15 protein-coding genes are annotated in these 11,459 nt (G+C 71.8%); 11 read left to right on the top strand and 4 right to left on the bottom strand.

Going from position 1 to position 11,459, the window contains the following annotated elements; all coding sequences use genetic code 11:
• The first annotated feature begins 145 nt into the window (after positions 1-145).
• Positions 146-529 carry a VOC family protein gene (locus DEI89_RS16130; protein WP_110905081.1) on the top strand — a complete coding sequence of 128 codons (384 nt, stop codon included), beginning with the start codon at positions 146-148 and terminating at the stop codon, positions 527-529.
• A gap of 58 nt (positions 530-587) precedes the next feature.
• On the opposite strand, the gene DEI89_RS16125 is transcribed toward DEI89_RS16130, so the two are convergent.
• Positions 588-1,532 carry a DMT family transporter gene (locus DEI89_RS16125; RefSeq protein ID WP_110905080.1) on the bottom strand — a complete coding sequence of 315 codons (945 nt, stop codon included), beginning with the start codon at positions 1,530-1,532 and terminating at the stop codon, positions 588-590.
• 104 nt (positions 1,533-1,636) lie between these two features.
• On the opposite strand from DEI89_RS16125, the gene nadE reads away from it, so the two are divergent.
• Positions 1,637-2,458 carry an ammonia-dependent NAD(+) synthetase gene (gene nadE, locus DEI89_RS16120; protein ID WP_110905079.1) on the top strand — a complete coding sequence of 274 codons (822 nt, stop codon included), beginning with the start codon at positions 1,637-1,639 and terminating at the stop codon, positions 2,456-2,458.
• A 95-nt stretch (positions 2,459-2,553) separates the two neighbouring features.
• On the opposite strand, the gene DEI89_RS16115 is transcribed toward nadE, so the two are convergent.
• The 3 genes from DEI89_RS16115 to DEI89_RS16105 form a co-directional block, all read right to left on the bottom strand.
• Positions 2,554-2,958 (bottom strand): hypothetical protein, encoded by a 405-nt coding sequence (locus DEI89_RS16115; protein WP_110905078.1) that lies wholly within the window; start codon positions 2,956-2,958, stop codon positions 2,554-2,556.
• 131 nt (positions 2,959-3,089) lie between these two features.
• A complete protein-coding gene (locus DEI89_RS16110) occupies positions 3,090-3,371 on the bottom strand; it encodes a GlsB/YeaQ/YmgE family stress response membrane protein (protein WP_110905077.1) in 282 nt (93 codons plus the stop codon).
• A 117-nt stretch (positions 3,372-3,488) separates the two neighbouring features.
• The gene (locus DEI89_RS16105) at positions 3,489-3,752 is read right to left on the bottom strand and encodes a glutaredoxin domain-containing protein (RefSeq protein WP_110905111.1); all 264 of its coding nucleotides are present in this window, start codon (positions 3,750-3,752) and stop codon (positions 3,489-3,491) included.
• Positions 3,753-3,827: 75 nt separating this feature from the next.
• Between DEI89_RS16105 and DEI89_RS16100 the strand changes: the two genes are divergently transcribed.
• The 9 genes from DEI89_RS16100 (at position 3,828) to DEI89_RS16065 (ending at position 11,409) form a co-directional block, all read left to right on the top strand.
• Complete coding sequence (locus DEI89_RS16100; protein WP_258366515.1) at positions 3,828-4,784, top strand: PrsW family intramembrane metalloprotease; 957 nt, start codon at positions 3,828-3,830, stop codon at positions 4,782-4,784.
• Positions 4,785-4,812: 28 nt separating this feature from the next.
• Positions 4,813-6,540: an adenosylhomocysteinase gene (locus DEI89_RS16095; RefSeq protein ID WP_110905075.1), complete on the top strand. Its 1,728-nt coding sequence runs from the start codon at positions 4,813-4,815 to the stop codon at positions 6,538-6,540.
• The gene (locus tag DEI89_RS16090; protein WP_375537781.1) at positions 6,537-7,928 is read left to right on the top strand and encodes an amidohydrolase family protein; all 1,392 of its coding nucleotides are present in this window, start codon (positions 6,537-6,539) and stop codon (positions 7,926-7,928) included. Before DEI89_RS16095 ends, DEI89_RS16090 begins: the two co-directional genes overlap by 4 nt.
• The gene (locus DEI89_RS16085; RefSeq protein WP_258368997.1) at positions 7,925-8,422 is read left to right on the top strand and encodes a cupin domain-containing protein; all 498 of its coding nucleotides are present in this window, start codon (positions 7,925-7,927) and stop codon (positions 8,420-8,422) included. Before DEI89_RS16090 ends, DEI89_RS16085 begins: the two co-directional genes overlap by 4 nt.
• A gap of 84 nt (positions 8,423-8,506) precedes the next feature.
• Entirely contained in the window at positions 8,507-8,644 is a 138-nt protein-coding gene (locus DEI89_RS17865; protein WP_181421699.1) for a hypothetical protein, read from the top strand.
• Positions 8,645-8,660: 16 nt separating this feature from the next.
• Complete coding sequence (locus DEI89_RS16080) at positions 8,661-8,852, top strand: hypothetical protein (protein WP_110905074.1); 192 nt, start codon at positions 8,661-8,663, stop codon at positions 8,850-8,852.
• Between the two features lie 106 nt (positions 8,853-8,958).
• Positions 8,959-9,780, top strand: a complete 822-nt coding sequence (locus DEI89_RS16075; protein ID WP_110905073.1) for an ABC transporter substrate-binding protein — start codon at positions 8,959-8,961, stop codon at positions 9,778-9,780.
• 7 nt (positions 9,781-9,787) lie between these two features.
• Positions 9,788-10,666: an amino acid ABC transporter permease gene (locus DEI89_RS16070; protein ID WP_110905072.1), complete on the top strand. Its 879-nt coding sequence runs from the start codon at positions 9,788-9,790 to the stop codon at positions 10,664-10,666.
• Complete coding sequence (locus tag DEI89_RS16065; RefSeq protein WP_110905071.1) at positions 10,663-11,409, top strand: amino acid ABC transporter ATP-binding protein; 747 nt, start codon at positions 10,663-10,665, stop codon at positions 11,407-11,409. Before DEI89_RS16070 ends, DEI89_RS16065 begins: the two co-directional genes overlap by 4 nt.
• The last annotated feature ends 50 nt before the right edge of the window (positions 11,410-11,459 follow it).

Here is an 11,459-nt window from a genome sequence, read left to right as displayed (position 1 = left end):
GTCGGGTCAGCCGGTTCTCGGGCTGTCCGCTGTCCGCTGTCGCGGTCGTGCTCGGCGTTCCGTGCCGTCGAGCAATCGCACGCCTCGGCTGGTGCGGTCTGACCGTCGTCGGTGCACACTTGCTGCACCCGAACGAGGAGGCCCCGTGTTCCGACCCACCAGCGCCTACAGCGGCTTCAGCGTCGACGACGTCGACGCTGCCGTGGCCTTCTACGCCGGAGTCCTCGGCGTGGACGTCCGCGTCCTCGTCCCCGGCCAGATGATGCAGCTCCTGTTGCCAGGCTCGGACGTCCCGGTGCTGCTGTACGGCAAGCCCGACCACGCCCCGGCGACCTTCACGGTGCTCAACTTCGTGGTGGACGACATCGACACGGTGCTCGACGACCTGGCGGCGCTCGGGGTCCGGCCGACCGACGGCGGACAGTGGGCGGACGACCGCCAGGTCCTCCGCGGGCGTTCCCGCGACATGGGGCCGGACATCGCCTGGTTCACGGACCCGGCCGGCAACGTCTTCTCCGTGCAGCATTGAGCGCACAAGGCGAGACCCGGGCAGCCAGGTCACCCGGGGCGAGACCCGGCCAGCCAGGTCAGGGCCGACCGACCGGCGGCCACCCCGGGTCGACCGGCCGCCCGGCGTCGCCCGACTCGTTCGTCGGGGCGACCGCCAGCACGACGAGCACGACCGCGATGACCCCGAGCCCGACCCAGCCGACCGCCGTCAGCCGTTCGCCGACCACCAGGACGGCGAGCACCGCGGCCACGGCCGGTTCGGTGAGCGTGACCGTCGTCGCCGTGCTCGCGGAGACCGTCGTCAGGCCGTAGCCGAACAGCAGGTAGCCGAGGAACATCGGCACGAGGGCCATGTACACCCCGACGGCGAGGTCCTGCGGAGTCGCCAGCAGCGGCGCCCCGGTGACGGCGAGGACCGGCGTGAGGAGCAGCCCGCCACCGCCGAACACCGCGCCCATCGCCGCTGCCCGCGGGACGCCCTCGTCCATCAGGCGGTGTGCGACCCAGGAGTACACGGCGTACGCGGCACCGGCCACGAGCCCGAGCAGGACCCCGAGGACCGTCGCCCCGGCCGGGCGCGCGGCGTCGTCGAGTCCGGAGAGGCAGAGCAGCACGCTGCCCAGGACGCCGAGCAGGGCGGCGAGGACCCACCACCGGCTGAGCGGGCGCCGGTCGACGACGCGTTCCAGCACCCCGGAGGCCAGGGGCGCGGACGCGAGTGACACGACCGACCCGACAGCCACGCCAGCCGTGTGCATCGAGCTGTAGAACGCGAGCGGGTAGACGGCGACCGCGAGGGCACCGACGATGACGAGGCCGCGGCGGTGCCGGAGCTGCGTGCGCGCACCATGCAGCACCCGGGCGCCGACCACGGCCTGCAGCAGACCGCCGACCCCGAGTGCCGCGGCCCCGATCGCCAACGGGCCGACGTCCGGGGCGAAGGTCGCCGCGGTCCCGGTGGTGCCCCAGAGCAGCGACGTGACTGTGATCGCGAGCAGGCCGGTGCGGCGTCCGTCCGTCACAGTCGCACCTCCGTCGTCACGGTCACCGTAGTGGCCGGATGCCGTTCACGAGCAGGTGCCGAGAACCCGTGCGGATCACGGTGGCGCGGGCGGATACTGGGGGAGTGCGAGAACTCCAAGCCGCCATCGCCGCGGACCTCAACGTCCAGCCGACCATCGACCCCGAGCAGGAGGTCACCCGGCGCGTGGGCTTCCTGCGCGACTACCTGCTGACCACCGGCGCGAAGGGCTACGTCCTCGCCGTCAGTGGCGGGCAGGACTCCACCCTGGCCGGACGTCTGACGCAGCTCGCCATCGAGTCGCTCCGGGCCGAGGGACACGCTGCCGAGTTCACCACCGTCCGGATGCCGTACCGCGTCCAGGCCGACGAGGACGACGCCCAGCTCGCGCTGCAGTTCATCGCCGCCGACCCGGGCATCGTCGTCAACATCGAGCACGGAGTCGACGGGGTCGTCCAGGACACCGCGGACGCCGGTGTCGCCCTGAGTGACTTCGTCAAGGGCAACGTGAAGGCCCGGATGCGGATGGTCGCGCAGTACGCCGTGGCCGGGCAGCGCGGCTACCTGGTCGTCGGCACCGACCACGCCGCCGAGGCCGTCACCGGCTTCTTCACGAAGTACGGCGACGGTGGTGTCGACCTGACCCCGCTGACCGGCCTGACGAAGAGCCAGGGTCGCCAGCTGCTGGAGCACCTCGGCGCACCGGCCCGCCTGTACGAGAAGGCCCCGACCGCCGACCTGCTCGACGACCTGCCGGGCCAGACGGACGAGGCGAACCTCGGCCTCACCTACGCCGAGCTCGACGCCTACCTGCAGGGCCACGACGTCCCCGTCGAGGTCGCCGAGGCGATCGAGGCCCGTTACCGCGCCACGGAGCACAAGCGTCAGGTGCCGGCGACACCGTTCGATGAGTGGTGGCGCCGCTGACCTCGCGCCGCGGTCGCGGAGACGACCGGGGAAACACGGGAGGCCCGTCACCAGCTGGTGACGGGCCTCCCGTCCGTCCATCGGCGGTCCGGGCGTCAGGCGGACGGGTGGTCGTCCTGGTCGTCGCGACCGGTGTCTTGTCGGCCGATGTCCTGCGGGCCGGCGTCCTCGCGCTCCTCGGCGAGGCGCTCCTGCCGGAGGATGCTCCGGGCAGCGCCCTCGAGGACGTCGTCGACGCTGTTGCCGGTCCGGGCGGCGAGTGCGCCGCTGAGTCCGGCCGTCAGTGTGCCACCGGCCTGTGCGAGCCGCTCGATGACCTCCTCCTGACGGTCGGTCAGGGGCACGTCGACGAGCTCGTCGATGGTCTCCCGGATGTTCGCCTCGCTCGCGTCCATCGCGGCTCCGTCACCGGACTGGAGCGCGGCGGCTTCACCGACCACGACGAGGCCGAGCTGTGCGACGTCCTGCTCCGGGCGACGGGTGTCGTTCGCGTCAGTCATGTGGTGGACCGTACGCTCGGCGCCTGCGCGCGTTCCGGACTACCGGTGCACATGACGACGGGAGGCCCGGTACCAGTTGGTACCGGGCCTCCCGTCGTGTGGTCAGTGCGTCAGCGCCGGCGTGCCGCTGGTCAGCGCCGGTTGCCGCGACCTGCGACGCGCGTGTAGATGAGCACCACGATGATCGCGCCGATGATCGACCCGATGAGGCCGGACGGCTGGAAGAAGCCGTCCGCCAGGTCATGGCGGAAGATCAGGAAGCCGAGCAAGCCGCCGACGAACGAACCGACGATGCCGAGGATGATGGTCATCAGGATCGACATGTGCTGCCGACCCGGGATGACCAGCCGTGCGATGGCGCCGGCGATGAGGCCGACGACGATGAGGCCGATGATGGTGCCGAGTACACCCATGTTGTTCTCCTTGTTCTGCGGCCGGTCCGATGCTGCGACAGTTCGCCGAGCTCAGGGCCGAGGCCCGAGTCAACACGGGCTCGGCTCGGCGGCCTCCCAGGGAAGCCGCCGGCCGGGTCAGAGCGCGCCGGACGCCTCGAGTTCGCCCTGCAACTCCGCGTCCGACGGCTCGACGAAGTGCTTGCCGTTCGGCAGGACCACGACGGGGATGTTCTTGCGGCCGCTGACCGCCTCGGCACGGTCGGCCGCCGAGAGGTCGGCCTCGACGTCGACGTACTCGTAGTCCACGCCCAGGCGGTCGAGCAGCGCCTTCGAACGACGGCAGTCGCGGCACCAGTCCGCGCCGAACATGGTCACCTTGTCGAACGTCTCGTCAGTCATGTCGGTCACTACGTCCACCGCGCCTTCCGTATTCCCGGTGACCGGCTCCGTGTGCGCGGGAGCACGATGGGGTCCATGACGCTCGAGACCGATGTGCACGTCGTCGCACACCCGCACCACCGGCACGGCTGGTGGTGGAAGACCCTTCTCGGCGGGTTCCTGCTGTGGGTGGTGACGATCATCGTCACCATCGCCACCCAGAACACGAACCTGGTGCCGACGATCATCCTGATCGGCAGCTTCCTGGTGCCGTTCACGGTGGTGCTGTTCGTCATCGAACGGGTCACCGGCACGGTCAGCACCATGCAGTTGATCACCGCGTTCTTCGTCGGCGGGGTCCTCGGGGTGCTCGGGGCGTCGCTGCTGGAGTCCGACCTGCGACCGGGGGCCGGGCTCTACCTGCTCGTCGGCTTCGTCGAAGAACTGGTCAAGGGCGTGCTGCTCGTCATCGTCGGGTGGCGGGTCCGCCCGAAGACCGCTCGGCAGGGGGCGCTCCTCGGTGCGACCGTCGGGGCCGGGTTCTCGGCGTTCGAGTCCGCCGGCTACGCCTTCAACGCCGCGATCACCACCCGCGGCATCGACCTGTCGTCCCTGTTGCAGACCGAGGTCGCCCGCGCCGTGCTGTCCCCGGTCGGCCACGTCCTCTGGACCGCGATCCTCGGGGCCGTCCTGTTCGGGGTGGCGCACGGGCGGCCGAAGTTCCGGTGGACGTGGTCGGTGCTCGTCGCGTACGTGGTCGTGTCGGTGCTGCACGGGCTGTGGGACTCGAACTCGACGATCTCGACCCTGCTGGCGTTCGTGTTCACCGGGACGCCGTTCTCGGCGGCGCAGAACGGGTACGTGCCGTCGTCGCTCGCCGGCGTCGTGACGACGCTGTACATCGCCGGGCTCGCCGTCGTGTCCGTCATCGGCGTCGGCGTGCTCGTCGGCGTGCTGCTGCACTACCGGCGGCAGGCCCGACGTCTCGACGCCCGGCAGTACGCGGAGCTGGGTGCCTGGGCCGGGTCGCCGCCGCCGCACCCGCTCCGCTGAGGGGCCCGCAGCGCCCTACGATGGGCGCATGCCGCGCGCCGACCCGACAGCCCGCGTCGACCCGGCCGTGCTGGCCTGGGCCTCCGCTGCCGTCAGGCACACCGCCCGGGTGACGAACATGCTCCTCGCGGCCCGGCGCTTCCGCATCGTCGGCGGTGACCCGCGGGACGTGGCCGTCCTGCACGACCTGCTGACGGGGCTCGGCGCCCGTCCTGCTGACGACGCGACGGGCGTGGACCAGCTCTGGTGCCTCGGCACCCCGGAAGAGTCGGTCACGGCCGTCGAGCAGGCCACCGCTGACCGCCCGCGCCGTTCGACGCTGCTCGTCATCGACGCCGGCCGCCACGTACCCGCGGTCGACGAGGACGCCTTCGGCCCGACCGCGCTCGCCCGACCCGGCGTGCTCGGCGTGCCGACGACCTCGGACGACGTGTTCCTCGTCTCCACCGGCCGGGACCCCGAGGACGACCCCGCCGCCGAGGCCCGCATCCGCTGGGCCCGCCGCTCCATGCCCGTCTCGCGTGCGGTCGCCGACGACCTCCGGCAGGGCGGCGTGCTCCGCGGCACCCGCATCGGTGTCAGCCTGTTCCTCGAGCCGAAGACCGCGGTGCTCGCCCTGCTCCTGCAGGACGCGGGCGCCGAGGTCGTCGCCTACGCCCACGCGGACGAGACCGACGACGCCGTCGCGGACGTCCTCCGCCGCACCGGCATCCCGGTGCACGCGAGCAGCACGGCGTCCGTGTCGGAGCAGCGGGACCTGGCGCTCGCGATGCTCGACACCCGCCCGCACGTGCTCCTCGACGACGGGTCGCACGTCATCCGGCTGGTGCACCAGGAACGACCGGACCTGCTGCCGACGATGCTCGGGGCCGCCGAGGAGACCACGAGCGGCCTCCGCCCGCTGCGCGTCATGGCGTCGCGCGGCCAGCTCGGGATCCCGGTCGTCGCCGTGAACGACGCCCGCACCAAGACGTTCTTCGACAACCGGTACGGCACCGGGCAGTCGACGGTGTTCGCCGCGCTCGACCTGCTCGACGGCCTCGACACGACGGTGCGGCCGGCCGTGCCGGTGGGGAGAGGCTCAGCCGTCGTCGCCGGGTACGGTCACGTCGGCGAGGGGGTCGCCCTGGTGCTCCGCGCACTCGGGTTCCGGGTCACCGTCGCGGACCCCGACCCGGTCCGGGCGTTGCAGGCCCTGTTCGCCGGGTACGCCGTGGCCCCGCTCACCGAGGCCGTGCGCGACGCCGACCTGGTGATGAGCGCCTCCGGGGTGCCGGACACGATCAGCCTCGCCGTGTTGCGAGCGTGCGCTCCCGGAACGGTCGTCGCGGTCGCGGGCGGGGTGGACCAGGAGGTCGCGCTCGACGACGCCGTCGCCGCGGGAGCCGTGCGGACGCAGATCGGGCGGAAGGTCGAGCGGGTCAGCGTGCCGGACGGCGCGCACGTGCTGCTGCTCGACGGCGGCGGCTGCATCAACATCACCGCTGCCGAGGGCAACCCGATCGAGATCATGGACCTGTCCTTCGCGGCGCAGCTCGGTGCCGTGCGGATGCTCGTCGAACGCGGGGACGAACTCGAGCGGGCCGTCGTGCCGATCGACCCCGAGGTGGACGCGGTGACCGCCCGCGCGGCGCTCGCCGCGTTCGGGACGGTGGTCGAGCCTCCCGGCAGCCCGGTCGGCACGACCTGGCCCGCCGCGCAGCCCGTGGACCGTGCGCCGGACGTCCGGACCCGACGGTTCGGGGACCCGGCGTGACCGACCAGCGGGTGGGCCCGCCGGTCGTGGCCGACTCGACGACGACCGTGCACTCGGCGCGGATCGTCGTGCCGATGACCGCACCGCCGATCGCCGACGGGGCCGTGGCCGTGCGCGACGGGCGGATCCTGCACGTCGGTGAACGGTCCTGGGTGGTCGACCAGCTCGACGGCACCCCGTTCACCGAGCGGCGCTGGCGTGGGGCGCTGCTGCCCGGACTCGTCAACGCGCACGCACACCTGCAGTACACCGGCATGGCCAGTGTTGGGCGAGCCCAGTACCTCGGATTCGAGGACTGGGCGTCCGCGTTCAACACCGTCTACGCCGAGCCGCACGACTGGCGGGCCGAAGCCGCGGCCGGTGCCGTGCAGTCCATCGCCGCCGGTGTGACGAGCATCGCCGACGTCGTCACCGACCTCGAAGCGGCGAGCGCCCTCCAGGACGCCGGCCTCGGCGGCATCGCCTACTGGGAGGTGATGGACTGGGAGAACGCGGCCTGGCAGCAGCACGGCCGCGACCAGGTGCTCGGCGAACTCGTACGCATGCCGACCACCCCCGGCGCCGGGCTGTCCCCGCACGCGCCCTACTCGCTCGACGTGGCGCCGCTCCTGGAACTGCCCGACATCGTCCGGCAGCGGGGACTCCGTCTGCACCTGCACCTCGGTGAAGCAGCGTTCGAGGGGGAGCGCGCCGCCGTCGAGCCGGTCCCCGGGTTCGAGGGCGTCGTCGGGGTCGGCCACGGCGCGGACTGGCACCTGGCGAACGTGCCGTCCTTCCGGGCGATGCGGGCACTCGGGTTCGGGGCGAGTGCGACCTCGTTCGTCGACCGGCTCGGCGTGCTCGGCCCCGACTGCCACATCGCGCACGGCGTCTACATGACCGCGGTCGACCGGGCGCTGCTCCGGGCCCGCGGCACCGCGGTCGCGCTCTGCCCACGGTCGAACGCCGTCATCGGGCTCGATCCGCCGCCCGTCGCGGACTACCTGCGGGAGGGCAGCCCGATCGCCGTCGGTACTGACTCCCTGTCGTCGTCGCCATCCCTCGACCCGATGGCCGACGTCACCGCCCTGCACCGCATCGCCCGCGCCCAGGGGTACTCCGGGCGGGACCTGCACGAGCGACTGCTCGCGGCGGCGACGCTCGGCGGGGCGCACGCGATGGGTCTGGCGGTGGGACCAGACCGGACCGGACACCTGGCGGTCGGTGCCCGTGCCGACCTGGCCGTGTTCGACGTCGACTCCCGCACGGTGCCCGACGCGCTCGCCGAACTCGTCGAGGACGGAGCCGGTCGTGCCGCCGCGACCGTCATCCGCGGGGTCGTCCGGACAGCCGACTCTGCCCGGGTCACCCCGGGCCCCTCCACCACCCCCAGCAAGGAGTCCCGATGACCGACACCGCACCCCGCCCCGGCATGGTCGCCCGCCGCACCGTCTCGGGGGAGCTCATCGAGTGGCTCGACGTCCCGCAGCGGGCGCGAGCGCTCGGCATGGAGCCGCACCCCGAGGGCGGCTGGTACGTCCGGACGTGGACCTCGCCCGCGACCGTGCAGACCGCGGCGGGGGAGCGACCCGCGGCGACGCTCATCCACTTCCTCCTGCCCCCGGGCGAGGCCTCTGCCTGGCACCGGGTCACGAGCGACGAGATCTGGATGTGGCACGGGCCGGACTCGGTCGAGCTCGAACTCGGCGGGTCGGGGGACCAGCCGGAGCCGGGCGCACGGATCACCCTCGGGCCGGATGCCGGGCGCGACCGGGTGAACGACGCACAGGCGTTCGTCCGCGGCGGTGTCTGGCAGCGGACGATCCCGCACGAGGGCGAGGTGCTCCTCAGCTGCCTGGTGTCGCCCGGGTTCTCGTTCGACGACTTCACCCTCGCCGACTGATACATCATGCTTGCCATGCGGAGGTCTTGAGTTCTCCGTTCGTCGGGCCGGTGGTTGAGCCGGCTCTGACGGAAGGACCTGACCATGATGCGATCCCGACGAGCCACGGTGATCCTGGCCACCGGGGTGACCTTCGCGGTCGCGACCAACGGGGTCCGACGTGGGAGCAAGTCGCTGCGTGTCTACCCGTTCAACGGGTCACGGGCACCCCGCTGTGTCTGAGCGTCGTGGACACCGCGTGTCCATCCCGTTCCTGCTCCGGCTGCCGGTCGCGATCCCGGTCAGTGCGTCGTTGGTGGCTTGCAGTGTGTTCGCCATGAACGTGCCGACGACATCCGGTGGCTGGGTGACCGGGTTGTCCGCCGGTGTGGCGCTGTTCCTGGCCAACATCTACACGGGTGCTGCCATCAACGCGCGGCGGCGCCGCTGAGGCCGGAGCATCACGTTCGGGGCAGGAACCGCGTCGAGCGGCCGTTGGTATCCCACGGCCAGTACACTCGGTTCCTGCCCTGTTCCCCCCTGACGAAGGCCAGACCGTGACCCGACCCCTCCGCCTGACCATCGCCCTCGCCACGGCCCTCGTCGCCGCGACCGCCCTCGCCGGCTGCTCGTCCGGCGGTGGTGACAACGCTGCCGGCACCGTCACCGACGGCAAGCTCACGATCGCCACCGGCCAGCCCGCGTACTCGCCCTGGGTCGAGGACGACGAGCCGCAGTCCGGCAAGGGCTTCGAGGCCGCCCTGGCGTACGCCGTCGCGAAGGAGATGGGCTACAGCAAGGGCGACGTGGTCTGGAAGCGCAGCACCTTCGACAGCGCCATCGCACCGGGTGCGAAGGACTGGGACCTGAACCTGCAGCAGTTCTCGATCGACGCAAAGCGCAAGAAGGCCGTCGACATGTCCTCCGCGTACTACACGACCACGCAGGCGGTCGTGACGAAGAAGTCGTCCGCCGCCGCCGGGGACACCACCGTCGCCGCCCTGAAGAAGGACACCATCGGCGTGGCCGCCGGGTCGACGAGCATCCAGAGCGTCAAGGACGTCCTCGGCGTGACGCCGCAGGTCTTCAACTCCAACGACGACGCCGTCCTCGCCCTCAAGTCCGGTCAGATCGACGCCATCGTCACGGACCTGCCGACGGCCTTCTACATCGCCGCCTCGCAGGTCGACGGCGGCACCGTGTCGGCACAGTTCCCCGCCGACGGCGAGGGCGACCAGTTCGGCATCGTGCTGCCGAAGGGCTCGAAGCTCACCAGCAAGGTCGACGAGGCGCTCGACTCGCTCGACGACGCCGGCACGCTGCAGGACCTGCAGACGAAGTGGCTGTCCTCCGAGACGAACACCCCGGTCCTGAAGTGACGCGGGCATGACGTCCCCCGCGGGCGCCGGCACGCCGCTGATCTCGCCGGCGCCGAGCCAGGTCGAGCGCGAACGCCAGCTCTACCGTCGGCAGCGTGGTCGCCGATCGGTCACCGTCTCCGTCGTCTCGACGCTGGTCGTCGTCGCGCTGGTCTGGTTCGGCGTCGTCAACACCCCCGGGTGGGCGGCGGTGCAGCAGTCCTTCTTCGACCCGCAGGTGGCGTGGGAGACCCTGCCGGACGTCCTGCTCGGGCTCTGGCTGAACGTCCGGATCCTGTTCTTCGCGAGCATCGGCGTCGCCGTCCTCGGCACCCTGCTCGCGGTCGTCCGTGGTCTGCGGAACCCGGTGTTCTTCCCGTTGCGGATGCTCGCCACCGGCTACACGGACCTGTTCCGCGGACTGCCGCTCATCATCGTGCTCTACCTGGTCGGCTTCGGCCTGCCCGGGCTCGGGGTCTTCCCGCGCCTGGCGCCGGAGTTCTGGGGCACGATCGCGATCGTGCTGACCTACTCGTCGTACGTCGCCGAGGTGCTCCGTGCCGGCATGGAGGCGGTGCACCCGTCCCAGCGCCTGGCCGCCCGGTCGCTCGGCCTGTCCCACGCCCAGACGCTGCGGTTGGTCGTGCTGCCGCAGGCGATCCGCAAGGTCACGCCCGCGCTGATGAACGACTTCGTGTCGATGCAGAAGGACGTCGGGCTCGTCTCGATCCTCGGTGCCGTGGACGCGGTCCGCAGCGCGCAGATCGCCCAGGCGGAGCAGACGAACTTCACGCCCTACCTGGTCGCCGGCCTGCTCTTCGTCCTCATCAGCCTGCCGCTCATCCGGGTCACCGACGCGATCGCCCGGAAGCAGCAGCAGCGCGAACAGATCGGAGGCGCGGTGTGACCGACGAGACCGCTCCCGTCCTCGAACTGCGGGGCCTCCGCAAGTCCTTCGGCGACCAGGAGGTCCTGCGCGGGATCGACCTGTCCGTGCACCGCCACGAGGTGATCTGCGTCATCGGGGCATCAGGCTCGGGCAAGTCGACGCTGCTGAAGACCGTGAACCTGCTCGAGGGGATCGACGACGGCCAGGTGCTCCTGCAGGGTGAGGACGTCTCCGACCCCCGCGTCGACGTGGACGCCACACGTGCCCGGATCGGCGTCGTCTTCCAGCAGTTCAACCTGTTCCCGCACATGAGCGTCCTCGACAACGTGACCCTGGCCTCGCGGAAGGTGCACCGGGCCTCCCGTCCGGAGGCCGAGGCGAACGCGCGCCGCCTGCTCGACCGGATCGGACTCGGTGACTTCGCCGGCGCGTTCCCCGACCGGTTGTCCGGCGGGCAGCAGCAGCGCGTGGCGATCGTCCGCGCCATCGCGTCGGACCCGGAGCTGCTCCTGCTCGACGAGGTCACGAGTGCGCTCGACCCGCAGCTCGTGGGCGAGGTGCTCGACCTCGTCACCGAACTCAAGCAGCAGGGCTCGACGATCCTCATGACGACGCACGAGATGCACTTCGCCCGGGACGTCGCCGACCGGATCGTGTTCCTGCACCGTGGCGAGGTCGTCGAGCAGGGCGCTCCCGCGGCGGTCCTCGACGACCCGCAGCACCCGGCGCTCCGCACGTTCCTGGCGCGGGTCCGGGCGTAGCGGGGCGCGGCCTCGCCGACCTCCCCGACCCCTGTCTCTTATACACATCT

It is taken from the genome of Curtobacterium sp. MCBD17_030, from assembly GCF_003224255.1.
GTDB lineage: Bacteria > Actinomycetota > Actinomycetes > Actinomycetales > Microbacteriaceae > Curtobacterium.
The sequence above is the reverse complement of the archived record's forward strand: the minus strand, read 5'-3'. Positions and strand labels throughout refer to the sequence as shown.

Bases quoted from the DNA above. Each gene is read 5' to 3' on its own strand.
- DEI89_RS16100 (WP_258366515.1), top strand. From the start codon at position 3,828: ATGACGCTCGAGACCGATGTGCACGTCGTCGCACACCCGCACCACCGG.
- DEI89_RS16070 (WP_110905072.1), top strand. From the start codon at position 9,788: ATGACGTCCCCCGCGGGCGCCGGCACGCCGCTGATCTCGCCGGCGCCG.
- DEI89_RS16110 (WP_110905077.1), bottom strand. From the start codon at position 3,371: ATGGGTGTACTCGGCACCATCATCGGCCTCATCGTCGTCGGCCTCATC.
- DEI89_RS17865 (WP_181421699.1), top strand. From the start codon at position 8,507: ATGATGCGATCCCGACGAGCCACGGTGATCCTGGCCACCGGGGTGACC.
- DEI89_RS16115 (WP_110905078.1), bottom strand. From the start codon at position 2,958: ATGACTGACGCGAACGACACCCGTCGCCCGGAGCAGGACGTCGCACAG.
- DEI89_RS16085 (WP_258368997.1), top strand. From the start codon at position 7,925: ATGACCGACACCGCACCCCGCCCCGGCATGGTCGCCCGCCGCACCGTC.
- DEI89_RS16095 (WP_110905075.1), top strand. From the start codon at position 4,813: ATGCCGCGCGCCGACCCGACAGCCCGCGTCGACCCGGCCGTGCTGGCC.
- DEI89_RS16105 (WP_110905111.1), bottom strand. From the start codon at position 3,752: ATGACTGACGAGACGTTCGACAAGGTGACCATGTTCGGCGCGGACTGG.